The sequence below is a fragment of the Pyxidicoccus sp. MSG2 genome (assembly GCF_026626705.1).
Taxonomy (GTDB): domain Bacteria; phylum Myxococcota; class Myxococcia; order Myxococcales; family Myxococcaceae; genus Myxococcus.
The window spans coordinates 10,554,093-10,578,077 of record NZ_JAPNKC010000001.1; the positions used below are offsets into that span (position 1 = coordinate 10,554,093).

The 23,985-nt window shown below is 70.5% G+C and carries 21 protein-coding genes; 11 read left to right on the plus strand and 10 right to left on the minus strand.

Features of this window, described 5'->3' with window-relative positions; genetic code table 11:
• Positions 1-13: 13 nt before the first annotated feature.
• Genes OV427_RS41205 through tsaE form a run of 4 tightly spaced genes read left to right on the plus strand, consistent with a single transcriptional unit; the run spans position 14 to position 3,141 of the window.
• Positions 14-739, plus strand: a complete 726-nt coding sequence (locus OV427_RS41205) for a pyridoxine 5'-phosphate synthase (protein WP_267861703.1) — start codon at positions 14-16, stop codon at positions 737-739.
• Positions 740-745: 6 nt separating this feature from the next.
• The gene (locus OV427_RS41210) at positions 746-1,126 is read left to right on the plus strand and encodes a holo-ACP synthase (protein WP_267861704.1); all 381 of its coding nucleotides are present in this window, start codon (positions 746-748) and stop codon (positions 1,124-1,126) included.
• Between the two features lie 3 nt (positions 1,127-1,129).
• Positions 1,130-2,665 (plus strand): NAD(P)H-hydrate dehydratase, encoded by a 1,536-nt coding sequence (locus OV427_RS41215; RefSeq protein WP_267861705.1) that lies wholly within the window; start codon positions 1,130-1,132, stop codon positions 2,663-2,665.
• Positions 2,662-3,141 carry a tRNA (adenosine(37)-N6)-threonylcarbamoyltransferase complex ATPase subunit type 1 TsaE gene (gene tsaE / locus OV427_RS41220; protein WP_267861706.1) on the plus strand — a complete coding sequence of 160 codons (480 nt, stop codon included), beginning with the start codon at positions 2,662-2,664 and terminating at the stop codon, positions 3,139-3,141. Before OV427_RS41215 ends, tsaE begins: the two co-directional genes overlap by 4 nt.
• Positions 3,142-3,145: 4 nt before the next feature.
• Here the strand turns inward: tsaE and OV427_RS41225 are convergent, their stop codons facing one another.
• Positions 3,146-3,742, minus strand: coding sequence for an AraC family transcriptional regulator (locus tag OV427_RS41225; RefSeq protein WP_267861707.1), 597 nt, complete (start codon positions 3,740-3,742; stop codon positions 3,146-3,148).
• Positions 3,739-4,068, minus strand: a complete 330-nt coding sequence (locus OV427_RS41230) for a cupin domain-containing protein (protein WP_267861708.1) — start codon at positions 4,066-4,068, stop codon at positions 3,739-3,741. The genes OV427_RS41225 and OV427_RS41230 overlap by 4 nt, the downstream gene beginning before the upstream one ends.
• Before the next feature lie 111 nt (positions 4,069-4,179).
• On the opposite strand from OV427_RS41230, the gene OV427_RS41235 reads away from it, so the two are divergent.
• Positions 4,180-4,584, plus strand: a complete 405-nt coding sequence (locus OV427_RS41235; RefSeq protein ID WP_267863555.1) for a DoxX family protein — start codon at positions 4,180-4,182, stop codon at positions 4,582-4,584.
• Here the strand turns inward: OV427_RS41235 and OV427_RS41240 are convergent.
• The 6 genes from OV427_RS41240 to OV427_RS41265 form a co-directional block, all read right to left on the minus strand.
• Positions 4,560-5,714 carry a pentapeptide repeat-containing protein gene (locus OV427_RS41240; RefSeq protein WP_267861709.1) on the minus strand — a complete coding sequence of 385 codons (1,155 nt, stop codon included), beginning with the start codon at positions 5,712-5,714 and terminating at the stop codon, positions 4,560-4,562. The two genes, OV427_RS41235 and OV427_RS41240, sit on opposite strands and share 25 nt — an antisense overlap.
• A gap of 11 nt (positions 5,715-5,725) precedes the next feature.
• Positions 5,726-6,592 carry a class II glutamine amidotransferase gene (locus OV427_RS41245; protein ID WP_267861710.1) on the minus strand — a complete coding sequence of 289 codons (867 nt, stop codon included), beginning with the start codon at positions 6,590-6,592 and terminating at the stop codon, positions 5,726-5,728.
• An 88-nt stretch (positions 6,593-6,680) separates the two neighbouring features.
• Positions 6,681-7,946, minus strand: coding sequence for an imidazolonepropionase (gene hutI / locus OV427_RS41250; RefSeq protein ID WP_267861711.1), 1,266 nt, complete (start codon positions 7,944-7,946; stop codon positions 6,681-6,683).
• 3 nt (positions 7,947-7,949) lie between these two features.
• Positions 7,950-8,678: a hypothetical protein gene (locus tag OV427_RS41255; protein WP_324290026.1), complete on the minus strand. Its 729-nt coding sequence runs from the start codon at positions 8,676-8,678 to the stop codon at positions 7,950-7,952.
• A gap of 23 nt (positions 8,679-8,701) precedes the next feature.
• Positions 8,702-10,357 (minus strand): urocanate hydratase, encoded by a 1,656-nt coding sequence (gene hutU / locus OV427_RS41260; RefSeq protein ID WP_267861713.1) that lies wholly within the window; start codon positions 10,355-10,357, stop codon positions 8,702-8,704.
• Positions 10,358-10,502: 145 nt separating this feature from the next.
• On the minus strand, positions 10,503-11,738 hold the full coding sequence (locus tag OV427_RS41265) for a BON domain-containing protein (RefSeq protein ID WP_267861714.1): 1,236 nt from the start codon (positions 11,736-11,738) through the stop codon (positions 10,503-10,505).
• Positions 11,739-12,078: 340 nt separating this feature from the next.
• On the opposite strand from OV427_RS41265, the gene OV427_RS41270 reads away from it, so the two are divergent.
• The gene (locus tag OV427_RS41270) at positions 12,079-14,442 is read left to right on the plus strand and encodes an FdhF/YdeP family oxidoreductase (protein WP_267861715.1); all 2,364 of its coding nucleotides are present in this window, start codon (positions 12,079-12,081) and stop codon (positions 14,440-14,442) included.
• A gap of 6 nt (positions 14,443-14,448) precedes the next feature.
• On the plus strand, positions 14,449-16,779 hold the full coding sequence (locus OV427_RS41275; protein ID WP_420718326.1) for a hypothetical protein: 2,331 nt from the start codon (positions 14,449-14,451) through the stop codon (positions 16,777-16,779).
• A gap of 39 nt (positions 16,780-16,818) precedes the next feature.
• On the opposite strand, the gene OV427_RS41280 is transcribed toward OV427_RS41275, so the two are convergent.
• The gene (locus OV427_RS41280; RefSeq protein ID WP_267861716.1) at positions 16,819-17,748 is read right to left on the minus strand and encodes a LysR family transcriptional regulator; all 930 of its coding nucleotides are present in this window, start codon (positions 17,746-17,748) and stop codon (positions 16,819-16,821) included.
• Between the two features lie 236 nt (positions 17,749-17,984).
• On the opposite strand from OV427_RS41280, the gene OV427_RS41285 reads away from it, so the two are divergent.
• The 4 genes from OV427_RS41285 to OV427_RS41300 all read left to right on the plus strand — a co-directional run bounded on the left by OV427_RS41285 (position 17,985) and on the right by OV427_RS41300 (position 22,094).
• Entirely contained in the window at positions 17,985-18,875 is an 891-nt protein-coding gene (locus OV427_RS41285; protein WP_267861717.1) for an aldo/keto reductase, read from the plus strand.
• A 62-nt stretch (positions 18,876-18,937) separates the two neighbouring features.
• Entirely contained in the window at positions 18,938-20,098 is a 1,161-nt protein-coding gene (locus OV427_RS41290) for an aldo/keto reductase (RefSeq protein ID WP_267861718.1), read from the plus strand.
• 117 nt (positions 20,099-20,215) lie between these two features.
• Entirely contained in the window at positions 20,216-21,004 is a 789-nt protein-coding gene (locus tag OV427_RS41295; RefSeq protein ID WP_267861719.1) for a cupin domain-containing carboxymuconolactone decarboxylase family protein, read from the plus strand.
• Between the two features lie 4 nt (positions 21,005-21,008).
• Complete coding sequence (locus OV427_RS41300; protein WP_267861720.1) at positions 21,009-22,094, plus strand: alpha/beta hydrolase; 1,086 nt, start codon at positions 21,009-21,011, stop codon at positions 22,092-22,094.
• 80 nt (positions 22,095-22,174) lie between these two features.
• On the opposite strand, the gene OV427_RS41305 is transcribed toward OV427_RS41300, so the two are convergent.
• Positions 22,175-23,866 carry an SH3 domain-containing protein gene (locus OV427_RS41305; RefSeq protein WP_267861721.1) on the minus strand — a complete coding sequence of 564 codons (1,692 nt, stop codon included), beginning with the start codon at positions 23,864-23,866 and terminating at the stop codon, positions 22,175-22,177.
• Positions 23,867-23,985: the final 119 nt, after the last annotated feature.

The window sequence follows — 23,985 nt, forward strand, 5'->3', positions numbered from 1 at the left end:
CGAGGTGCGGTCGATGGGACAGCGACTGGGTGTCAACGTGGACCACGTGGCGACGCTGCGTCAGGCGCGGCGGACCACGTACCCGGATCCGGTGACGGCGGCGGCCATGGCCGAGCTGGCCGGCGCGCAGCAGATCACCATCCACCTGCGTGAGGACCGGCGTCACATCCAGGACCGGGATTTGCGCATCCTCCGCGAGACGGTGCAGACGCTGCTGAATCTCGAGATGGCGGCCACCGCGGAGATGGTGAAGATCGCCTACGAGCACAAGCCGGACGTGGTGACGCTGGTGCCCGAGCGGCGCGAGGAGCTCACCACCGAAGGCGGCCTGGAAGTCGCGGGCCAGCGCGAGCACGTCGCGAAGATCATCAAGAACCTCAAGGACGGGGAGATTGCCGTCTCGCTGTTCATCGACCCGGACCTGGACCAGGTGCGCGCGTCGCACAAGGTGAACGCGGACCGCATCGAGCTGCACACCGGCCGCTACTGCGAGGCCCGCAACGAGAAGGAGCGCGCGCGGGAGTTGGCGCGAATCGTCGACGCGGCCAAGGCGGGCACGAAGCTGGGCATGGGCGTGGCCGCGGGCCACGGGCTCAACTACGACAACGTGCAGGCCATTGCCCGCATCGCCGAGATTGACGAGCTGAACATCGGCCACGCGATTGTCGCGCGCGCGGTGCTGGTGGGCTTCGAGCGGGCGGTGCGGGAGATGTTGGAACTGATGCGCAACCCGGGGTAGCGCGGCATGGGAATCGTCGGCCTCGGCCTCGACATCTGCTCCATCTCCCGCATCCAGCGCATCATGGAGGGCCCGCGCGCCGAGGCCTTCCTGAACCGCGTGTACACGCAAGCCGAGCGGGAGCTGTGCGGCGGGCGGCATGACGCGGCCAGCGCGTACGCGGCGCGGTGGGCCGCGAAGGAAGCGCTGGTGAAGGCGCTGGGCGCGCCTCCGGGCATCCGGTGGAAGGACATGGAGGTGCGAAGGGACGGCGGGCCGCCGTACTTCGCTCTTTCCGGCGTGGCGCTCGAGGTGATGGAGGCGCGGGGACTGGAGGCCTTCCTCGCGCTGTCGCATGACGCCGGCGTGGCCGCGGCCACGGTGGTGCTCCAGAAGAAAGGGGAGTGAGCCATGTTGCGCGTCCTCACCGCAGCCCAGATGCGTGAAGCCGAGCAGGAGGCCGAAGCGCGCCACGGGATGCCCTCCGCGTTGCTGATGGAGAACGCGGGGCGGGGACTCGCGGAGGTGGCCCGGAGCGTGGCCGGTCCGGACGGGCGCTTCACGGTGCTGTGTGGCCCCGGGAACAACGGCGGGGATGGGCTGGTGGCGGCGCGCTTCCTCCAGGAGGGCGGGGCCCGCGTCGCGGTGGCACTGGTGGGTGATGCGGCGAAGCTGACGCCCGAAGCGAAGCGGAACCTGGAGGCGCTGAAGGGCTTCGGGGTGGTGCCTCGCGCGCTGACGTCGCTGGCGGAGTCGGGGCACGGCGACGTGGTGGTGGACGCGCTGTTCGGCACGGGGCTGAGCCGCGCGCCGGCGGGGGAGTTCGCGGAGGCGATTGGCGCGATGGCGCGCTGGCGGCACGCGGGGGCGAAGGTGGTGGCGGCGGACGTGCCCTCGGGGCTGCAGAGCGACACGGGCGAGCCCTTCTCGCCGTGCGTGGAGGCGGATGTCACGGTGGCCTTCGGCTTTCTCAAGCCGGGGCAGGTGCTGGAGCCCGGGGCCTCGCTGTGCGGACGGGTGCGGCGGGTGGACATCGGCATGGGCGGCGAGGCCGCGAAGGACCTGTCCGGCCCGAGGCTCTTCGTGGTGGAGGAGGCGGACGCGCGCGGCACGCTGCCGGTGCGCCGCGCGGACTCGCACAAGGGCACCTACGGGCACGTGCTGGTGGTGGCGGGGAGCCGGGGCAAGTCGGGCGCGGCGGCGCTGGTGGCGAAGGCGGCACTGCGCTCGGGGGCGGGGCTGGTCACGGTGGCGGCGCGCGGGGATGCGCTGGACACGATTCAGTCGCACTCGGCGGAAATCATGGGCACGCCCCTGGACGGGTCGGGGCCGCTGGGAATGGGCGACCTGGACGCGCTGCTGGCTGCTGCGGATGGCAAGGATGCGCTCGTCATCGGGCCCGGCATTCCTCGCGGCCCGGAGACGGGCGCGCTGATTGGCGAGCTGCTGTCGCGGTTGGAGTTGCCCGCGGTGCTGGACGCGGATGCACTCAACGCGGTGGCCACGGACTTGTCCGTGCTGCGGCGGGCGAAGGCGCCGGTGGTGCTCACGCCGCATCCGGGCGAGATGGCACGGCTGACGGGGAAGTCGACGAAGGCGGTCCAGGCGCACCGGCTGGACGTGGTGAAGCAGTTGGCCACGGCGCTCGGAGTGACGGTGGTGCTGAAGGGCGACCGGACGCTGACGGCCCATCCCGATGGACGCGTGTTCATCAACACCACGGGGAACCCGGGCATGGCCACGGGCGGCTCGGGGGACGTGCTGTCGGGCATCACGGGGGCGCTGCTGGCGCAGGGTTTCCCGGTGCCGGATGTGGTGTGGACGGCGGTGTACGCGCACGGGCTCGCGGGCGACCTGGTGGCGGCGCGGCGGGGGCAGCTCGGGTTGATTGCTGGAGACCTGGTGGAGCAGGGGCTCTGTGATTTGTGGGTCCGGTGGGAACGATGAGCACCGCAACGCGTGTCACGACTGTTCGGCTGGCGTCGCCCGAGGAGACGCATGCGCTTGGCGTGCGGCTGGGCGGGCTGCTGCGGCCGGGTGACTTCGTGGGGTTGATTGGCGACCTGGGCGCGGGGAAGACGCACCTGGTGCGCGGCGTGGCCGAGGGCGCTGAGGTGCCTCGCTCGGAGGTGGCCAGCCCCACTTTCGCGATTGTGTATCCGTACTCGGGAAGGATTCCGCTGTACCACGCGGACCTGTACCGGCTGACGAGCTACGACGACCTGTACTCCACTGGCTTCCTGGACATGGTGGAGACCGGGGACGGCGCCTCGCTGGTGGAGTGGCTGGACCGGATTCCGGCCGCTGCACCTCGTGAGCACCTGCGCGTGACGCTGCGACACGGGGGCGGGGATGTGCGCGAACTCACGGCCGAGGCGTTCGGTGAGCGGGCGGCGGAGCTGCTCGGCACGTGGCTGCCCTGACGGGCTACTCCGCCTTCTTGCGGAACGCGCCGGGCCCCACGCCCACCACGCGCTTGAAGGCCTTGGCGAACGCGGCTTCGGCCGTGTAGCCCACGCGCGAAGCGACCTCACTCACGGAGGCTCCCGGTGCCGCGAGCCACTCTCGCGCCTTCACCATTCGCCACCGCGTCAGGTATGCGAGCACCGGCTCTCCCACCAACTCCGTGAAGCGCGCGGCGAAGGCCGAGCGCGACATGGCGGCCTCTCGTGCGAGCGACTCCACCGTCCACGGTGCATCCGGCTGTTCGTGGATGCGCTGGAGCACGAGGGCAATCTGCGGGTCCGCCAGTGCTCGGAGCCACGGGCCGCTGTGCTCACCCGCCTCGGCCACGTGCGCGCGGATGATCTGCACGAAGAGGATGTCCGCGAGCCTCGACAGCACTGTCGTCACCCCCGGCGACCGCGAGGCCGCCTCGCTCGCGATGAACTGCAGCGTCGCGTCCAGTCCTCCCGCGGACTGACGGCGGTCCGCACGCAGGTGGATGACGTCCGGCAGCGAGGACAGCAGCGGGTGACGTGGACCCTCGTCCAGGCTGAAGCAACCGGCGACGAACGCCGTCACCGACCATTCCCATCTCCAGGGGAGCCCGGTCGGCCGTCACGGCTCGCGCAGGACATGACCTTCTCGTAGGGCTGTGGCCGGGTGCGCCGGGCGTCGCGGATGACGTGCGCGGTGCCTCGGGGCAGGAAGAACAGGTCTCCTCCCGCGAGCGAATGCGTGCCCTCCACGCCTTCCACCTCGACGACGCAGTTGCCGCGAGCGACGGCGTAGAACGACGGATGCTCCCGCTTCGGCACGCGCATGCCCCACGGCGCGGCGAGCTCCAGCCCTCCAGAGATGAGCCCCTTCAGGCGGATGGCCTGGGTGACGTCCGATAGCACATCCACGGTAAGGCCCTCCTGCTGGACGTCCTGACATAAATCACGGCGATTCGGGCATGGAGCGTCCAGCGCCATGCCCGTATCTCTTGCGCGGGTTCGTAACCAGGAGGAACCGTGATGCGCAAGTACGTGCAGTGGGGGCTGATGGGCCTGCTCGTGGTGTGGATGCTGTACGTGGGTGGCGGCAAGGCGCTGTGGATGGCGCCGTTCAGCGAGCGGATGCCCGCGATGCATTACGGCGAGGCGCCCACGCGCCTCATCGGTCTGCTGGAGGTAGCAGGCGCGCTGGCGCTCCTCTTCCCGCGCCTCCGGGCTCCGGCGCTGCTCGGACTGATGCTCTTGATGGCCGGCGCTATCGGCTCGCATTGGGCCGCGGGCCATCCCTTCGCGGGCGGGGCGGCGGCGACGATTTCCTTCATCGTGCTCGCCATCGCGTTGTTCGTGGACCGGCCGGAATTGCTTCGCGTGCTGTTCACCGCGCCCGCGCGCAGCCTGTCTCAATCGGAGGCAGGGGGCGTGTAGCTCCATTGCGCCTGGATGCTTGGGTCCACCTGCTCGCGCAGGCCCAACAGCCAGCGCTGGGCGTACGCCACCGGCCCCCGTGGGACTGGCGTCGGCAAGCTGGTGGCGCCCGCCCGCAATTGCAGGCCCCACTCGAGGCAGGCTCGCACGTCGCTCAGGTGGGGGGTGACGGTCTCCAGTCGGGTCGGGATTGGAGACCTCATCCGCTCTCGCGCGCGGATCTCGAAGTCCGCGTCCCGCAGGAGCAGCGCCACCGTGAGCTGCGGATGGGTCATCCTCGAATGGTCCAGGCGCTCCCACAGGGCTGTCAGAATGCGCGCGCTCGCTCCACCCAGCACCACGGCCGCTGTCGCGACCAGATGCAGGCGCCAGTCCGACGCCTTCAAGAGAGCCTCCAGCTCCGCGTCCAGGTTGGAGCTGGCCTCCACTCCCGCCTCGATGTGAAGCAGGGCTCGGCGGTTCGTGAGGTTGAGAAGGCCCGGAAACCCGCCGAGCATCAGGATTGGCTCGACAAAGGACGGGTATCCCGCACGCCGTGCCTCCCTCACGAAGTTCCGATTCGGATGCGGGTACACCCGCTCAGGGGCCCACCGGGCGCACGTGAGGAGCGCGTCCTCCAAGTCGCAGAGGAACAGACTCGTGTCCCGCAGGTCCGCGTTGCGCAGGTCCGCGAGCTGCAACGTGGCCCTGTCGAACCGCGCATCACGCAGGCGTGCGCGGCGGAAGGAGCTTCGCGTCAGGTTGGAGGCTGTGAGCACCGCGCCCTCCATGCTGGCGTCGTCCCAGCACGTCTCCAGGGCCACGCAGGCCGTCAGGTTCGCTCGCTCCAGCCGAGCCTGGCGCAGCGATGCCCCCGACAGTGTCGCCAGCTCCAGCCGTGCGTCCTGGAGCCCGCAGTCCTCCAGTTGAGCACCGTCCAACCGCGCCCTCACGAGGTCCGCTCCCGGCAACTCCTCTTGCGTCAGGTCGATGCCGCGGAGGTCGCCCAGGTTGTCCCCCAGTGCCTCCGTGCCAGGGAACCCGGCCAGCACCTCGCGCCATGGGCCTCGCAGGCCCGACGCGATGAGCTGCTCGCGCCGACGCTGACCGTCAGGAGTCGTCCAGCGCGCGGCAAGTGCCTCCGCGCGCATGGATGCGGGGCTCACGCCGCGTTGAGCGGAGCGCCCGGATTCACGGGCGGGAACAGATTGCCCCCGGCCAGCTCCTGCACGCGCCAGCGGTGGAAGACGAGGCGCGCGTCCACGGCGATGACGTCATCCTCCTCGACCTGCGCCCAGTACGGCCCGCCGCACAGCGACTCACTGGCGACGATGAACTGCGGCACCTGCGTGCCTGGCTGCGGCAGCGCCGCCGTCCCCCCGCACGTCGGCCCCGTGGACACGAGGAGCGTGCGGTTGCGGCGCGAGGCCACCATCACCTCGCCATTGGTGACGAGGAAGTTCATCGCCGAGGGACCACCCTCCACTCCAGGCCTGTCCGTGAGCGCCGCCACCAGCGACATCGTCTCCGCCACCGCGCGGGCCACACCCTCCACGGGGACCGAGTGCTCGGGCGAGTGCCTGGCCGCCAGTCGGGTGAGGAAGAGGTAGAAGCAGCGCTCGCTGTCCGTGGTGCCCTTGATGTGGCCGCGCAGGCTCGGGCTGATGAGCGCTTCCACGGCCGACCGGTGCTTCGCGAACTCGCGCAGCGTCCCGTTGTGACCGAAGGACCAGCGGCCATGGTGGAAGGGGTGTGAGTTGCGCAATTCCACCGCGCCCACCGACGCGAGGCGGATGTGCGCCACCACCGTGTGAGACGACACACGGCTGCTCACCCGCTCGAAGTCAGGGTCGCTGTGCGCGGGCCCCACACCGTGGGCCACCAGCGGCAGCGGCTCCGCACCGTAGGCGGCGATGCCCCACCCGTCCTTGTGCTCGCGCGACTGGATGAGGAGCGAGTTCTTCTCCGTCACCAGGGCGGGGTGGACTGCGGCGGGCGTCGATGAACGAAATCCAAAGAGTCGGCACATGGCTAGCGGCAGGTATTTATACAGCCCGGCCCCGACGAGAAGTTCTCGTGTCTCACCGGAATACGTCGCCTGTCATAGCGACGCCAATTCACGCGCAGGAATTCATCTCCTGCCGGACGACGACGCGCCCGGTTTTCACCACCACACGCGCGTGCCCTACCCCTAGATGGTAGGGCAGATGACGGTACGAGGCACAGTTGAAGACCACCAGGTCGCCTGGATCTCCCACTGCCAACCGTCCATGTGATTGGAGGCCCAAGGATTGCGCGGCCCCGCGGGTGGCCGCCCAGTACGCCTCCGCGGCGCTCAGCCCGTTTTCGAGACACGCCAATCCCAGCACCAAGGCCACGTTTTCACTCATGGCCGAGCCAGGATTTACGTTTGAACCCAAAGCAACGTTGATACCTGCATCACGCAACCTGCGCCCGGGGGCGTAGGGGCGCATGCGCAGGAACAGCGTGGAGGTGGGGACGAGTACGGCGCTGACGTTGGCCTCCGCGAGCGCGCGCAGGCCCGAGTCCGTCACCTGCTCCAGGTGGTCGGCCGTGGCGGCGCCCAGCTCCGCCGCGAGCTCCGAGGCGCCACAGGCGGTGAGCTGGTCCGCATGCAGGCGGGGCACCATGCCCAGCGCGCGGGCGGCGGTGAGGATGCGGCGGGCCTCGTCCACGGTGAAGGCGCTCTCCTCCGCGAAGACGTCGCAGAAGCGCGCCAGTCCCTCGTGCGCCACGGCGGGGATGATTTCTTCGATGCAGAGCCGGACGTAGTCCTCGCGCCGGCCGCGGTACTCCTCCGGAATCGCGTGCGCGCACAGCAGCGTGGGCACCAGCTCCACCGGCGTCAGCCCCGCCAGCCGGCGCACCACGCGCAGCATCTTCAGCTCGTTCTCCAGGTCGAGCCCGTAGCCGCTCTTCACCTCCGCCACCGTCACGCCGTGCGCCATCAGCCGGTGGAGGCGGGGCAGGGCGAGCTTCACCAATTCGTCCTCGCTGGCGGCGCGCGTGGCGCGCACCGTGCTGACGATGCCGCCTCCGGCCTTGGCGATTTCCAGGTACGTGGCGCCCTGGTTGCGCAGGTCGAACTCCGCGGAGCGCTCGCCGGCGAAGACCAGGTGCGTGTGCGGGTCCACGAAGCCGGGGCCTACGAAGCCGCCGCGTGCGTCCACGACCTCGGTGCCACCATCCACCGCGCCCTCGGGCAGCCCGGACTCCGGCCCCACGTAGGCGACGCGGCCCGCGCGCAGGCCCACGCAGGCGCCGGGGCGCGGGGTGAGGGCCGTCTCGGCCTTCTCGCGGTGGGTGCCCTCCAGCGTGAGCACCTCGGAGGTGTTGCGGACCAGCAGCTCCAACGGACCCATGTGTCAGCGACCTCCGCGCACGCCCATGATGGGGACGTTCCAGCTCGCCCCCTTGCGAATCTTCGCCCGGCCGAAGCCGCCGGACAGCTCCACGTTGTCCAGCCAGCCCCAGGTGAAGCGCGCCGCCACCACGCCGCCGTAGTAGACGGCCGTCTCGGTGTCGCCGTGCGAGGACAGTGCGTGCCACGAGAAGAAGGGCACCAGGCCCAGCGACACGCCCTTCTCCGGCTGCATCGTGAAGGCGCACGACGCCTCCGCGCCGAACATGCTCCCGGGCCCGCCTCGCGTGTTGAGCCCGAAGTCCGAGGCCCCGCGCAGCGCCACCGCGGGGCCCAGGCCCAGCTGCTCCGAGCCCACGTAGTACGAGGCCCCCGCGTACAGCCCGTAGCCCGGAATGGGCAGCGGCAGGAAGAACTCGCCCTGGAGGCCGGTGTGCAGCTGCAGCCGCTCCGACAGGGGCCAGGTAATCGCCGCATCCAGCGCCATGCCCCACTGCTGCGTGGAGAAGCTGGCGTCGTCCCCGCGGAAGCGGTCCGCTTCGTTGATGAACTGCTGCGAGCCGGCGGTGGGCGCGCTCAGCCGGGGGCCGGAGCGTATCCCCAGTTGGGCGAGGTTCTTGTCCGGCGACCCGGGCCCCAGGCGCATCACCATGGGGCCCATCGCCGTGGGGGCACAACCCGCCAGCGCACCGAGCGCGGTGGCCAGCAGCAGGAGGAGGGACCTCGAGCGCATCGGGTGCATGGCGGGCTCCTGGCTCAGGTGGTGATACCGGGAATCTTCACGCCGCGCTCTTTCGCCACCTCGATGGCCTCCGGGTAGCCCGCGTCCGCGTGGCGCAGCACGCCCATGCCGGGGTCGCTCGTCAGCACGCGCTCGATGCGGCGCGCGGCCTCGGGCGTGCCGTCCGCGACGATGACCTGGCCGGCGTGCAGCGAGTAGCCCATGCCCACGCCGCCGCCGTGGTGGAAGGACACCCACGAAGCGCCATTCACGGCGTTCACCAGCGCGTTGAGGATGGGCCAGTCCGCCACCGCGTCCGTGCCGTCCTTCATCGCCTCCGTCTCGCGGTTGGGCGACGCCACCGAGCCGCAGTCCAGGTGGTCCCGGCCGATGACGATGGGGGCCTTCACCTCGCCCTTGCGCACCATCTCGTTGAAGGCGAGGCCCGCCTTCGCGCGCTCGCCATAGCCCAGCCAGCAGATGCGCGCCGGCAGGCCCTGGAAGGCGATGCGCTCTCCCGCCATGTCCAGCCAGCGCTGGAGCGAGGCCTTCTGGGGGAACAGCTCGCGCACCACGCGGTCCGTGCGGCGGATGTCCTCCGGGTCTCCGGAGAGCGCCACCCAGCGGAACGGGCCCATGCCCTCGCAGAAGAGCGGGCGGATGTACGCGGGGACGAAGCCGGGGAACTCGAAGGCGTTCTCCATGCCGCCCAGCTGCGCCTGGCCGCGCAGATTGTTGCCGTAGTCGAACACGTGGCTGCCGGCGCGCTGGAAGTCGTTCATCGCCTCCACGTGCATGATCATCGACTCGCGAGCGCGGCGGACGTAGCCCTCCGGGTCCCTCTTGCGCAGCTCGGCGGCGGCCTCCAGCGACAGGTCCGTGGGGATGTAGCCGTTGAGCGGGTCATGCGCGCTCGTCTGGTCGGTGACGAGGTCGGGCTTGATGCCGCGGCGGTACAGCTCGCGGAACACGGAGGCCGCGTTGCCGATGACGGCGATGGAGCGGCCGATGCGCTTCTGCTGCGCGTCCTTCGCCAGCGCGAGCGCCTCGTCCAGGTCCTTGGCGACGACGTCCAGGTAGCGCGTCTCCACGCGGCGCTGGGCGCGGGTGGGGTCGATTTCCACGCCGAGGAACACGGCGTTGTTCATGGTGGCGGCCAGCGGCTGCGCGCCGCCCATGCCACCCAGGCCTCCAGAGAGCACGAGGCGCCCGGCCAGGTCCTCGCTGCCGAAGTGGAAGCGGCCGGCGGCGGCGAACGTCTCGTAGGTGCCCTGGAGGATGCCCTGCGTGCCGATGTAGATCCACGAGCCCGCGGTCATCTGGCCGTACATCATCAGGCCCTTCTTCTCCAGCTCGTGGAAGTGCTCCCAGTTGGCCCAGCGGCCCACGAGGTTGGAGTTGGCGATGAGCACGCGGGGCGCGTCCGGGTGCGTCCGGAAGATGCCCACCGGCTTGCCGGACTGGACGAGCAGCGTCTCCTCGTCACCGAGGCTCTGGAGGCTGGAGACGATGCGGTCGAAGGACGGCCAGTCGCGAGCGGCCTTGCCGGTGCCGCCGTAGACGACGAGGTCCTGGGGATTCTCGGCGACGTCCGGGTCGAGGTTGTTCATCAACATCCGGAGTGCCGCCTCCTGGACCCAGCCCTTGCACGAGAGGGTGGAACCACGGGCGGCACGGATGACGCGGGACATGTACGAACTCCTGGGGTGTGGCTGACGGAAAGGCCCGGCACACTAGCCGAACCCGCGCGGTGGGGGCACAGCGCGGTGAGCCCTCGACGACGCAAGGTGTCGACCATCCCGGGAGGTGCGTCCCGGGGTGGGGTGCCGCCTCACATCAGGAGTGCAGCGCGTCGTCGTCGGCCGCGTCGACACCGGGGGGCTGCACCGGCTCCCTCGAGGGAGACTGACGCATGACGCCCTCGGCCCGGTAGAGGCGGATGGTGTTGATGACCTCCTTCACGCCGAGCACCTGCTCGGCGCTGTCCTCGATGGCGCGCTTCTCGTCACGGCTGCGTACCGCGCCCGCCAACGTCACCACGCCGTCCTCCACCTTCACTTCCACGTCCGAGGCGTCGAGCCAGCTCTCCATCATCAACCGGTCGCAGAGGTCCGCGCGGATGCGGTCGTCCGCGCGCTGGTAGTTGCGCGGGGCGGGGCCCGTCCGCGGGGGCATGGCGGGGCGGTATCCACCTCCGATGAAGCCGCCGTGGCCCAGGTCGTGGTCCTCCCGGCGCGAGCGGCTGGTGGAGAAGCCCACGAGCGGTGGCGCCATGTTCTCCACCCCCGGGCCGTGGCCCGCGGGCTGGGTGCCGCCGTAGCGGATGTCGGACTCGACGATGCGCTCCGTGGGGTCGAAGCCGAGGTCTCGCGCGCGGCCACGCCGCGTGTCCTCCCCGCGCCGGTCGTACGCGTCCCGCGCGTAGATGTCAGCGCGGCCACGAACCTGTCCGCCCCGGTCCGGGGGGCCGCCACGTCGCTGGGCCTCCCTGCCACCGCCCAGGTCGTACCGGCGCAGGCGCTCACGCTCCTCGTCGCCTTCCTCGGGTACCGCGCGGAAGGTGCCGCTCGGGCTGTACCCGGGCCGGCGCGCGATTCGCTCCGGGTCGAACCCCCGGGCACGGCGATCCATCTCGCGGTCGCGGTTGAAGTCCCGGCCATACTCGCGCGCACGGTCCAATTCGCGGGCCGCGCGGCCGAAGTCGCGGTCCATCTCGTAGTCGCGCCGCTCCCGGTCACCCTCCATGGTGCGGAAGTCCCGGTCCCATTCGAAATCGCGGGAGGGGTGCACGGAGTCGGTCTCCTCCTCCGGGTCCGCGCGTCGGAGGTCCCGGTCCTGCTCGGGAACTTCGCGGCGGAAGCTCCGGCGCACGTTCTCCGCCATGCTCCGCACCTCGCGGTCGCTCACGCCCATCCGCTCGGGGCCGCGCTCGTAGCCGTGCTCGTCCCAGTCCCGCTGGCGGTCCCGCTCGTATTCCCCGCGCCGGCCCGCCTGGTACTCCTCCGCCTGCCCCCTGCGCAGCTCTCTTTCCCCGAATCGACGTCCCCGGTCGTCGTCACGCCTGCTGCTCATCGCGTCGCCTCCTCACGTGTCTCGTGCGTCTTGGCTCCGACTCCAGACGTTTTTGACCGTGAGTGGTCCCGGCAATGCGCCCCTGCCATGCCCGCAGCCCCGGCAGGCATGCACCTCGCCGCACCGCGCCGGGTCCGTCTGGGAATGGTGGGAGGGCCACCCCTGGAGACCGGGCTCCCTGGCACCGCCCATGGGTTGCCTACGGGCGGGCCGTACCCGGGGTATGGGCTCGGAGCCCAGGGGAAGGTGATGCCTCGTGCATTCGCCCGCGCCCCGGGAGGGGTAGACTCGCGCGCGCCACGGCCGGGCAGCCGGCCGTCGGGCGCCTGGAGGGCGTGTCATGGCGGATGGACATCGGAACGAGCAGGAGCCGCGAGAGGCCACGGGAGCGACGCTCGCCCCCGTGCCGCCGAGCGCCCAGCCGCCCGAGGAGCCGCGTCCTCCCCGCGTGGGTCCGGTGTCCGAGGTGGCCGGCGGCATTCCCGCCGTCGTGTCCACGATGAAGCACGCCTGGAGCGAGATGGGCCCGGTGCGGGGCACGAAGCTGCTGCTCAAGGTGAACCAGCAGCACGGCTTCGACTGTCCGGGCTGCGCATGGCCGGACCCGGGGCACCGCTCCGTGGCCGAGTTCTGTGAGAACGGTGCGAAGGCCGTGGCGGAAGAGGGGACGACGGCGCGCGTGACGCCGGACTTCTTCCAGCAGTGGAGCCTGGCCGCGCTGTCCCAGCAGACGGACCATTGGCTGGGCAAGCAGGGCCGCCTCACGCACCCCATGGTGCTGCGCGAGGGCGCCACGCACTACGCGCCTATTTCCTGGGACGACGCCTTCGCGCTGGTGGCCGAGGAACTGAACGCGCTCGGCACTCCGGATGCGGCGTGCTTCTACACGTCGGGGCGCACGAGCAACGAGGCCGCGTTCCTCTACCAGCTCTTCGTGCGGCAGTTCGGCACCAACAACCTGCCGGACTGCTCCAACATGTGCCACGAGTCCAGCGGCACCGCGCTCTCCGAGACGGTGGGCATTGGCAAGGGCACCGTCACGCTGGAGGACTTCGACAAGGCCGACGCCATCTTCGTCATCGGTCAGAACCCGGGCACCAACCACCCGCGCATGCTGTCGTCGCTCCAGGCCGCGGCGCGCCGGGGCTGTGAAATCGTCAGCATCAATCCGCTGCCGGAGACGGGGCTCAACCGCTTCAAGCATCCGCAGGAGGTGCTGCACCTCTTCGGTCCCGGCACGGCGCTCAACACCCAGTTCCTCCAGGTGCGCATCAACGGCGACGTGGCCCTGTTGCAGGGCCTGGGCAAGGCGCTGCTGGAAATGGAGGACGCGCGGCCCGGCACGGTGGTGGCGCGGGCGTTCATCGAGGAGAAGACGCTCGGGTTCGACGCGTGGGCGGCCGGGCTTCGCGCGGTGAAGTGGGAGGACGTGGTGGAGGGGAGCGGGGTGCCGCGCGAGCAGATTGTCGCTGCGGCGGAGCTCCTCGCGCGCTCGGAGCGCACCATCTACTGCTGGGCCATGGGGCTCACGCAGCACAAGAACGCGGTGGCCAACATCCAGGAGGTCGTCAACCTGGCGCTGCTGCGCGGGAGCATCGGCAAGCCCGGCGCGGGCCTGTGCCCGGTGCGAGGCCACAGCAACGTGCAGGGCGACCGCACCATGGGCATCTGGGAGCGGCCGAAGGACGCGTTCCTCGACGCACTGTCGCGGGAGTTCGGCTTCGAGCCCCCGCGTCACCACGGCATGGACACCGTGGACACCCTTCGCGCCATGCACGACGGGCGGGTGAAGGTGTTCTTCGCGCTGGGCGGCAACTTCCTCTCCGCGACGCCGGATACGGAATTCACCGCCGAGGCCCTTCGCCGCACGCGGCTCACCGTGCACGTGTCCACGAAGCTCAACCGAGCGCACCTGGTCCACGGGCGGCGGGCGCTCATCCTCCCGTGCCTGGGCCGCACCGAGCACGACGTGCAGGCGGGCGGCGCGCAGTTCGTCACGGTGGAGAACTCGATGGGCGTCGTCACCGCGTCGCGCGGCGCGGTGGCCCCCGCGTCGGAGCACCTGCTCAGCGAGCCCGCCATCGTCGCGAGGCTGGCGGCGGCGGTACTCGGGGGACGCTCGACGGTGCGGTGGTCCTGGCTGGCGGAGGACTACGACCGCGTGCGCGAGCTCATCTCCCGCGTCATCCCCGGCTTCGAGGACTTCAACCGGCGCGTGCGCGAGCCCGCGGGCTTCTCCCTGCCCAACGGCCCGCGCGAGGGACGCTTCACCACGGCGAGCGGCAAGGCGCACTTCACGGTGCATGAGTTGCCCCGACTGGAGCTGTCGCCCGGGCAGTTGCTGATGATGACGATTCGCACCCACGACCAGTTCAACACCACGGTGTACGGACTGGATGACCGCTACCGGGGCATCCGCAACGGGCGGCGCGTGGTGCTGCTGCACCCGGCGGACATCAAGGAGCAGGGCCTGAAGGAAGGGCAGGTGGTGGACCTGACCAGTCACTTCCAGGGCGAGACGCGCGTGGCGCTGCGGTTCCGCGTGGTGCCGTACAACATCCCCCGCCGGTGCGCGGCCACGTACTTCCCGGAGGCCAACGTGCTGGTCCCCGTGGACAGCTTCGCGGACAAGAGCCGCACGCCCACGTCGAAGTCGGTGGTCATCACCCTGTCCCCGTCCTCGGACGCGGGGCCGGCATCGTGAGGGGCCATGCTGCTTCCGTCCGCTGAGACAGGCTGGCCGGAGTCGCTCCGGCCGCTCTACGAAGGGGTGACGGGGACGCCGGCCTCGGAGGCCCTGTCCGCGTCCGCGCAGTGGCGTGAGTCCTTCGCGCAGTGGGTGCGTGGCGCCTCGCTGGAGGAGCGCACCCTGGCCGGCTCCGCGGCGTGGGCACGGTTGGACGCCGGTGAGCGGACTCCGGCGGAGTTGTTGTTCCTGCTGTCTTCGTGCGGTGAGCTGCTGTGGCCGTACGAGGCTCCACCGTCCGGGTTGCTGCAGCGGCTGCGGTGGCGGCAGGAGTCGGTGCTCGGAGCGTTGCAGGAGGCAGGGGATTCGGAAGGCGCCTCGCGGGTGCGGAAGGAGACGGATGCCGTCGTCTCCACCGTGCTCACGCGCTACCTGAAGCGGCATCCGGAGTCGCTGCTGTCGCTGGTCGGCGATACGTCGTGCACGTTCGACGGGCGCGCGCTGCGCTTCGAGCACTCGGTGGAGGTGGACCTCAAGCAGGTGCTCGGGGCGGGGGCGAAGTCGATTGGCCTGCTGGAGCAACTGCGGGCACTGCTGCCGACGACACCCGAAGAGGGACGGACGCGACTGGCGGAGTTCATCCGCACGCGGGCCGCGCGCATTCCGTGGCGTGAGGCCTCGGAGGTATTGGCCGAGCGCCTCTTCACCCTGGCCACGTCACCCGAGGGCCGCAGCGGGATGAGCGGCTTCCTGGCGTGCTACCCGAGCGGGCGCAAGGAGCCGGACTGGTGCGCGCGCGCGGGGCTGCTGCTGACTCGGACGCTGGAGGTCGGCGGCCCGCCAGAGGTGGTGGAGAACCTCTGCGAGTTGCTGGCGCGCTTCGATGCGCCGCCGGTGGACGGGCTGCGCGGAGCCCTCGGCGCGCTGGTGGGCGGGGACTTCGAGTCCACGGCGAACCTGGAGCCCGTGCGCTTCGTGCTCGACCACTGCCACGCCACGCTGCGCAAGGGTGAGCCCGGCCTGGTGCTGGCACTGCTGTGGTTGGAAGAACGGTTGTTCCGCGCGGCGGTGCGCCGGGGACTCCCGGATGCCTTCGAGCGGCGGAGCCGGGTGCGCGTGAAGCTGAAGCCGTGGTCCCCGGAGTTCGAGCACCTGTGCTGGCTCGCGGAGGAGTGCGCGGAGCTGTGGCCCCGGTTCGTCGCGGGCGGTGTGCGGCCCGGCATGGACGAGCTGGCGGCGTGGCGGCAGGAGGTGTCCGCGCGCATGGGACGCAAGCCCGTGCTGCGCAAGGCGGCCATCGAGTTCTTCCTGTGGTGCGCGCCGGATGCGGCGTCGTCCGAGGCGGAGCTCACGGTGCTGGCGCTGGTGCGGACGGCGACGGACCAGCGACTGGTGCGGAAGCTGAAGGAGCATCCGTCGGCCCGCGTGCGGTTCCGCGTGCGCACGCTGCAGGCCTGGTTGCAGGGAAGCGGGAAGGGTGGGGCGGCGCCTTCCGTGGAGCCCTCGGGAGTCGCTGGGCCGACGACGCTGACGGAGGCGCTGCGGCATCTGCATGTGACGCGCGCCGTGCCGCTGGGCGGGCGGACGTGGCTGCGCGACAGGGATTTGGAGGAGCTGTTGTTCGGGGCCGTGGCGCGGGTGGAGGCGGAGTTCGCCGCGCGCTACCCGGAGCGGTTCCGTGAGGACACGGCGGACCTGGTCGCGGACCTGCTGGAGGGACTGCGCGGCACGTTGGAACGCGTGAAGGCCGACCTGTCCGCGATGCTGGCGCAAGGCCAACCGGCTCCGATGGAGCTGGGATTTACGGTGCGGCGGATGCGGACGGCACCGGATGAGGAAGTGGTAGCGCCGGAGTTGGAGGTCGTAGGGGCCCGAGTTGCGCGGGAGGCGACGCCGTCATCCGTGCCGCGCCCTCCAGGCGTGGAAGTGGCCTTCATTCTCAAGGTGAACGTGGACGGCTTCATCCGCACGGAGCGGGTGGCCTTCGTGCAGGTGGTGAAGCTGGAGCAGCGAGGGGAAGGGCAGTGGCTGCCGGCGTTCCGGCTCGGGCGCGAACACCTGGACGCGCTGTTGCTGCGAACCGATGCGGCGTTCTGCCTGTTCCTGACGCCTCCGTTTCCCCGGGCGGAATGCTGGGTGGTGCCGGCACGGCTGGCGCGTGGCTTGACGGAGTCACACCGCTCACTGTCCGGCGTCCCACGTGACGGTGTGCAGCGGGCGGCCCGTTCGCTGTCACAGTGGTTGGTGGGCGAGTTGCTGGGATTGTGGTCAGGCGATGAGCGTCCCGAAGTCCTGGCCTGGGCCAGGGCAGAGCAGGGTGGCCCGGACTTCGTCGTGGAATGGATCCTCGGCTGAGACGCCGGACAAGACAGGACTGCCCCATGGACGCCCACATCAGGTCCGCGTCAGGGCACGGGCGCTACCCGCCCTGACTGCAAGCTCCTTGGCCACATCGATGAAGAGGCGCAAGGGTCCCGAGCGCTGCGCGCGGCTGGGGAAGTAGAGAAAGAAGCCGGGAACGCTGGGGGCGTACTCCTCGAGCACCCGCACGAGCCGCCCGTCGCGCAGCGCCCCCTCCACGGCCGGCTCGAAGGCATACGCAAGCCCCTGGCCCTGCTCCACCAGGGTCTGCATCAGCTGGCGGTTGTTGGTGACGATGCCGCCGCGCACCGGCACCCGCCAGTTGCGCTTCCCGCGCTCGAACTCCCAGGCGTAGAGCGTCCCGCTCGAGGGGATGCGGATGGTGAAGCACTCGTGGCGCAGCAGGTCCTCGGGCTTCCGGGGCGTGCCGTGCTTCTCGAGGTAGGCGGGGGCGGCCACCACCACGAAGCGGAACGCCTCCGTGAGGCGCACCTGCACCATGTCGCGCTCGATGGCCTCGTGCAGGCGCACGCCTGCGTCGTAGCCCTCCGCGACGATGTCCACGAAGCGGTTCTCCGCGACGACCTCCACTTCCACCCGCGGGTGACGCGCGCGGAAGGCGGGCAGCACCGGCGCGATGACAAAGGGGACCGCAATCTCGGGCACGGTCAGCTTCAGCCGGCCCACCACCTCACCCGGACCCGCCGACACCTCCTGCAGGGAGGTGAGCGCTTGCCCGAGGCCAGGGCCCGCGCCCTCGAGCAGCCGACGTCCCGCCTCCGTGAGCGCCATACTCCGGGTCGTGCGGGTGAAGAGCGTCACGCGCAGCTGCTCCTCGAGGTGCCGCACGGACTGGCTCACCGCTGCCGGCGAGATGCCCAGCTCGCGTGCCGCGGCGCTGAAGCTCTGCCGTCGGGCCACGACGAGGAACGTCTGCAGGTGCGGCAGGAGGTGGGTCTTCACCGAGAGCGTCCTCTCAAGCGCACGAACGAAGGCTTCACCGGAGCATGGCGCCTCAGGCGCCGCCATTCCGCGGTCTTAGCAGGGACCATCTTAAACCGCAGCTTCAAGGCCCTTCGCCTATTGGCCGTCTAGTGGCGCGCACCAGGCGGCGCTACTTCTCTTCGCGTCGGGTGCGGGGCCCGCGGAGTGGCGCCCGCCAAGCGCCGCGCGCACGGACGCGCTGAGAAGGCTGGACCATGAGCACCAAGAACCCCTCCCTTACCCTCAACAACGGCGTGCAGATGCCGGCCCTCGGCCTGGGCGTCTTCCAGAGCCCGCCGGCCGAGACCGCGGCGGCCGTTGAGGCGGCCATCCAGACTGGCTACCGCCTCATCGACACCGCCGCCGCGTACGGCAACGAGCGCGAGGTGGGCGAGGGCCTCCGCCGCTCCGGCCTCGCCCGCGACGACGTCTTCATCGAGACCAAAGTCTGGATTAGCGACTACGGCTACGACGCCACCCTGCACGCCTTCGACAAGAGCGCCCGCAAGCTCGGCGTCGAACGGCTCGACCTGCTCCTCCTGCACCAGCCGCTGTCGTCGGATTTCCAGCTCACCCTCGACGCGTACCGCGCGCTCGAGACGCTGCTCGCACACGGCCGGGTGCGTGCCATCGGTGTGAGCAACTTCATGCCCGGGCACCTCGAGCGCCTGCTGGGCGTGGCGAAGGTCGTTCCCGCCGTGAACCAGATTGAGGTGCACCCCTACTTCCAGCAGGCGGAGCTGCAGCGCCTGCACGCGAAGCACGGGATTCTCACCCAGGCGTGGTCACCCATCGGGGGCATCACCGCCTACTTCGGGGGCAAGGAGCGGACCTCCTTCAACGACCCGACGCTGCTCGCCATCGGGCGCGAGCACGGCAAGTCGGCCGCCCAGGTGATGCTGCGCTGGCACCTGCAGCAGGGCCGCTCGGCGATTCCCAAGTCCGTCAAGCCCGCTCGCATCGCCGAGAACTTCGACGTCTTCGGCTTCGCGCTCACGCGCGAGCAGCTGGCCGCCATCGACGCGCTCGAGACCGGCGCCCGCGGGGGCCCGGACCCGGACAGCATCACCCTCGCCAACTACGGCCGTGCCATCCCCGAGGCCTGAGGACCGAGTCATGGACCCGAACGCCAATATGACTTCCCCCCGCGGTGAGGAGGCCGTTGCTCATGGCACAGGACCGTAAGAACAAGCTGGGCCGTCGTTCCTTCCTGCTGTCGGCAGGCGCGTTGGGGGCGGTGCCCCTGCTGGGTTGCGCGGCCTCCCAAGCCTCTGGGGCGGCGGCGGTAACGTCGCGCGGGCCCGCTGCGCCCTCGGCGCTCGGCCGGCGCCGGCTCGGCACGCTGGAGGTCTCCAGCGTCGGCCTGGGCGTGCAGAACATGAGCCGCACGTACCAGACGACGCTCCCGCACCGGCCCGAGATGCACAACATCATCCGGACGGCCTTCGACCGGGGCGTCACCTTCTTCGACGCGGCCGAGGCCTACGGCCCGCACGAGGTCGAGCGCATCCTGGGCGAGGGCGTCGCACCCTTCAGGGACAAGGTCGTCATTGCCACCAAGTTCGGCTGGAACATCGACCCGGAGACGGGCGCGCGGCGCCCTGGCCTCAACAGCCGCCCCGAGCACATCCAGTTGGTGGTGGAGGGCATGCTCAGGCGCCTGCGCACCGACCGCATCGACCTGCTCTACCAGCACCGGGTCGACCCGTCCGTCCCCATCGAGGACGTCGCCGGGGCAATCCAGGAGCTGATGGCCCAGGGGAAGGTCCTGCACTGGGGCCTGTCAGAGATGGGGCCAGGCACGCTTCGGCGCGCGCACGCCGCGCTACCCGTGAGCGCCGTGCAGAACGAGTACTCGATGCTGTGGCGCGGCCCCGAGGCGGAGGTGCTCCCGCTCTGCGAGGAACTGGGCATCGGCTTCGTGCCGTGGAGCCCACTGGGCGTGGGGTTCCTCACGGGGGCCATCGACGCGAACACGCGCTTCGCGCCCGGGGACATCCGCGGCGTCGAGTCCCGCTTCTCTCCGGAGAACCTGCCGCACAACCTGGCCCTCGTCGACGTGGTGAAGCGCCAGGCCGAGCGCAAGCGCGCCACGCCCGCCCAGGTCGCCCTGGCCTGGCTCATGGCGCAGAAGCCCTGGATTGTCCCCATCCCCGGGACGACGCAGATGGCGCACATGCTCGACAACATTGGCGCGGCGGACGTGCGCTTCACGTCGGCGGAGCTCAGCGAGCTGAACCGTGACGTCTCCGCCGTGGTTGTCCGCGGCGCCCGGCTCCCAGCGCAGGTGCAGGTCTTCTCGGGCGTCGAGGCGCCCCCGAGAAGGTAGCGCCCATGGCACATCCCGAGGACGACCCATGAATCGACCGACCTTCACCGCAGCGCTTCTCCCGCTCCTCCTGACCGCGGCCTGTGCCCACACGAACAAGGCGAGTGCTGCCCGGTTGTGCAGGCGCCTCCGGGCGACGGTGCACAGTCGCTCCAGATTGCCCGTGCCGGCTCGCAGCCCTCGCGCGAGGGGCCCGCAGAGAACTTCACCGGGGCCGTGCGCGTGGACCCGCTCTTCCAGGCGAAGGCCCCGGCGCGCGCCTCGGGCGCTGCCGTCACCTTCGAGCCGGGGGCCCGGTCCGCCTGGCACACCCATCCGCTGGGACAGATCCTCTACGTGACCGAGGGCGTGGGCCGGGTGCAGCGCTGGGGCGACCCTGTCGAAGAGATTCGCCAGGGAGATGTCGTCTGGATTCCTCCCGGGCAGAAGCACTGGCACGGCGCCGCGCCCGACAGCCGGATGACCCACGTCGCCGTGTCGGAGCACCTCGAGGGCAGGTCCGTCGACTGGATGGAGAAGGTGACCGATGCCGAGTACGGCGCGCCGGGCACGGCCGCCGCCACCCCGGCCCCGGCCGGCGCCGCCAGCCAACCCTCCCGGGCGCAGCAGTTGTTTGGCGACATCTCTCCGAAGATGGTGGAGCTCACGGACGGCGTGCTCTTCGGCGACATCTGGAAGCGGCCGGGGCTCGCCAGGCGGGACCGCAGTCTGGTGACGGTCAGCGCCCTCATCGCGATGAACCGCCCGGACCAGCTCCGGAGCCATTTCGCCCTCGCGCGCACGAACGGCGTCACGCGCGAGGAGCTCATCGAGACCATCACCCACCTGGCTTTCTACGCGGGCTGGCCGAGCGCGGTGACGGCGCTCGGCGTCGCGAAGGAAGTCTTCGACGGCAAGAAGGGCTGAAGCCATGAACCTCAAGAAGCGCATCCCCCTCGTCCTCGCCCTGAGTGCGCTCGCGACATCGTGCGCCTCGACCCCTTCGGCCGGCGCGTCGGCGTCGTCGTCAGGGCTCACCCTGAAGGAACAAGGAAGCTTCGCCGTGGGCGGCACCGTCGTGACGGCCCCGGGGACCTTCGACCCGCGTCGGCCCTCGGCCGAGGGCGCGACGCTGCACGGAGACCACGCGTACGTCTTCTACCAGGTGCCGGCCGATGCCCGCCCGCTGCCGCTCGTGTTCTGGCACGGCGCCGGTCAGTCCTCGAAGACGTGGGAGACGACGGCGGACGGCCGAGAGGGCTTCCAGACGCTCTTCCTGCGGCGCCGCTTTCCGGTCTACCTGGTGGACCAGCCACGGCGCGGCAAGGCGGGTCGTAGCACCGCGCCGACGACAGTCCCGGCCACGCCGGACGACCAGACCTGGTTCGGCATGTTCCGCATCGGCGTATGGCCGGACTACTTCCCCGGTGTGCAGTTCCCGCGGGAGCCGGCGGCGCTCGAGCAGTACTTTCGCGCGATGACGCCCAACACCGGGCCCTTCGATGCGGAGGTGAACGCAAGCGCCGTTTCCGCGCTCTTCGACCGCATCGGCCCCGGCGTCCTCGTCACGCACTCGCAGGGTGGCGGCCCCGGCTGGCTTGTTGCGATGCGCAACCCGAAGGTGCGGGCGGTCGTCTCGTACGAGCCGGGCAGCGGCTTCGTCTTCCCGGAGGGCGAGGTGCCAGCGCCCATGCCCAGCCTCACCGGCTCGCTCGAGGCCACGGGCGTCCCGATGGAGCGCTTCCTCGCGCTGACCCGGATTCCCATCGCCCTCTACTTCGGGGACAACATCCCGGAGGAGCCGTCGCCCATCCCCGGCCAGGACAACTGGCGCGTGCGGCTCGCGATGGCGCGCCTGTGGCGCGACGCGGTGAACCGGCACGGCGGCAGTGTCACCCTCGTCCACCTGCCCGAGCTCGGCATCCGGGGGAACACCCACTTCCCGTTCTCCGACACCAACAACGTGCAGATTGCCGACCTCCTCTCGAAGTTCCTCGCCGACAAGGCACTGGACTGAAGATGAGCGAGGTCGTTCTTCGCCAAGACGCTCTGAACAGCTACCAACGCTTTCGTTGAAGAGATGCGGCGCGGTGCCCGTCACTCCGCCGGCGGCGTGGCGACGAGCAGGCCGTAGGGCCGGTTGTACAGGGTATTGCCCTCGTCGTCGTAGCCCCCGAAGGTCTTGCTCCACGACTCCTGGAACTCGGCATAGGAGTAGACCTCTTCGCTGTTCTCGAAGGGGTTGTAGACGCGCACCATCCACTCGCCGTTGCCGGCCTGCTCCACCGCGCGCACGTTCACCCAGTGCGACACCTGCTTCGTGCTGTCATCGAAGTCACGCAGCATGCCGCCAGCGCCCCTGGTGTCGATGTTCACCAGCGCGATGAGCTGCTTGCCGTCGCTGAGGAGCTTCGCCATGTCCCAGGGCTTCAGGATGTCGTTCGTCTTGTACTCCGACGTCCAGCCCGCGGCCCCGTACATCTTCTCCAACTGGTCGTTCGCCGTCGTCGTGCCGCTCTTGAGCGCCCCCTCGCTGTTGGCGCCATCGGAGTCCTTGAAGAGTCGCAGCGCCTGCTGCGGCGTCAGGCCCAGCGAGGCCCCCACCGCGAGCGGACCGCACAGGTTGTAGTGCGTCGTGGGCCAGCCCTTGCCGAAGACCTCCTGCAGGTTGAGGTACTGCGCGGCGGCGCCCTCCTGCACGGCGTACCGGCTCCACTGGCCTGCCTGTCCCCGGCCGAGCTCGCTGTCCACGCCAAGGAAGGGATGCTCCACGCGCACGCCGCCCTCGGGGACGCCGTTGAAGACCAGATTCGTCTGCTCGCGGACGGCCGCCTGCCACTGTTCCTGGAAGATGGCCTGTCGGTCCTCGGGCGGTATGTGGTGCCACGTCTGGGCATCGATGGAGGGTGGCGGTGGGCCGTTGACGTCGAAGTCCGGCGGCGGCAAGGCCGCGGCCATCGCCTTCTCCCGCTCCGCCTGGATGAGCTGCGCCCGATTCTCCGGAGGCAGCGCGTTCCAGATGGGAATGTCCATGTCGGGCGGCCGGGTGCCCTTCACGAGCCAGTCGGGGAAGCGCGGCGGAGGAGGGGGCTCGGGAGCGGTGGTGTCCCTGACGTAGGCCGCGGACACCCAGCCCACGGTGCCGTCCTGGAGCTCCACATTCAGCCAGGTGCCGTCCTCGTTCTGGCCGAGCACCTTCATCTTGTCCGTCGCGGTCTGCCCCCCGATTCGCGCGGTGTCCGTGCCCGGCCCGCTGCGAATCTTGACGCCTTCCGTCGGGGAGACCCAGCGCTCCTCATCCGCCACCTGCCGGTTCGCCACGCCGGACAGGCCCAGCTGCTGGATGAGCGCCTCCCGCTTCTCCCCTGGAGGCATGGAGAGCACCTGCTTCATCTGGCCGGCCGGCACCGACACGGGCTGGCCGTAGCGCGGATGCAGCGCCTGCCACTGGCCCAGCGTCTCGTACCGCACCTCCGGGTGGTTGGGGTCCACCACGGAGCCGTCCGGCTTGCGCACGAGCGCGTGGCCGACGCCATCCTTCGAATCGTTCATGAGGATGATGGAGTCCCAGGGTTGGGCCAGGCCCACCGCCTTCTCCAGGCAGTTGGCGCGGCCGTCTCCCAGTGTCTCCGTGTGCAGGTTGCTGGGCGCGGGCTTCGCGCCTTCGAACGTGCTCACGTTCTTCCGAGGCACCTCCACCGGCTTCGGGGGCGGCGGCGGGGCCGGGGCCGGCGTGGGCTCCTGGCGGAGGGGCTGGAGCGACGGCTGGAAGCGGGGAAGGTGGATCATCTCGTGCGACCTCTAGGATGGAAACTTCCTATCCATGTGTCGCACCGGCCCCGGCTCCGGTTGAATTAAACCGAGTTAAATCCGCGTCGGCGGGGGCAGGCCCGCCCCTGACGGGATGC

Bases quoted from the DNA above. Each gene is read 5' to 3' on its own strand.
- OV427_RS41265 (WP_267861714.1), bottom strand. From the start codon at position 11,738: ATGAGCAGCAGGCGTGACGACGACCGGGGACGTCGATTCGGGGAAAGA.
- OV427_RS41205 (WP_267861703.1), top strand. From the start codon at position 14: ATGGGACAGCGACTGGGTGTCAACGTGGACCACGTGGCGACGCTGCGT.
- OV427_RS41240 (WP_267861709.1), bottom strand. From the start codon at position 5,714: ATGCGCGCGGAGGCACTTGCCGCGCGCTGGACGACTCCTGACGGTCAG.
- OV427_RS41275 (WP_420718326.1), top strand. From the start codon at position 14,449: ATGCTGCTTCCGTCCGCTGAGACAGGCTGGCCGGAGTCGCTCCGGCCG.
- OV427_RS41245 (WP_267861710.1), bottom strand. From the start codon at position 6,592: ATGTGCCGACTCTTTGGATTTCGTTCATCGACGCCCGCCGCAGTCCAC.
- OV427_RS41270 (WP_267861715.1), top strand. From the start codon at position 12,079: ATGGCGGATGGACATCGGAACGAGCAGGAGCCGCGAGAGGCCACGGGA.
- OV427_RS41305 (WP_267861721.1), bottom strand. From the start codon at position 23,866: ATGATCCACCTTCCCCGCTTCCAGCCGTCGCTCCAGCCCCTCCGCCAG.
- OV427_RS41290 (WP_267861718.1), top strand. From the start codon at position 18,938: ATGGCACAGGACCGTAAGAACAAGCTGGGCCGTCGTTCCTTCCTGCTG.
- OV427_RS41215 (WP_267861705.1), top strand. From the start codon at position 1,130: ATGTTGCGCGTCCTCACCGCAGCCCAGATGCGTGAAGCCGAGCAGGAG.
- tsaE (WP_267861706.1), top strand. From the start codon at position 2,662: ATGAGCACCGCAACGCGTGTCACGACTGTTCGGCTGGCGTCGCCCGAG.
- OV427_RS41285 (WP_267861717.1), top strand. From the start codon at position 17,985: ATGAGCACCAAGAACCCCTCCCTTACCCTCAACAACGGCGTGCAGATG.
- OV427_RS41210 (WP_267861704.1), top strand. From the start codon at position 746: ATGGGAATCGTCGGCCTCGGCCTCGACATCTGCTCCATCTCCCGCATC.
- OV427_RS41255 (WP_324290026.1), bottom strand. From the start codon at position 8,678: ATGCGCTCGAGGTCCCTCCTCCTGCTGCTGGCCACCGCGCTCGGTGCG.
- hutU (WP_267861713.1), bottom strand. From the start codon at position 10,357: ATGTCCCGCGTCATCCGTGCCGCCCGTGGTTCCACCCTCTCGTGCAAG.
- OV427_RS41300 (WP_267861720.1), top strand. From the start codon at position 21,009: ATGAACCTCAAGAAGCGCATCCCCCTCGTCCTCGCCCTGAGTGCGCTC.
- OV427_RS41235 (WP_267863555.1), top strand. From the start codon at position 4,180: ATGCGCAAGTACGTGCAGTGGGGGCTGATGGGCCTGCTCGTGGTGTGG.
- hutI (WP_267861711.1), bottom strand. From the start codon at position 7,946: ATGGGTCCGTTGGAGCTGCTGGTCCGCAACACCTCCGAGGTGCTCACG.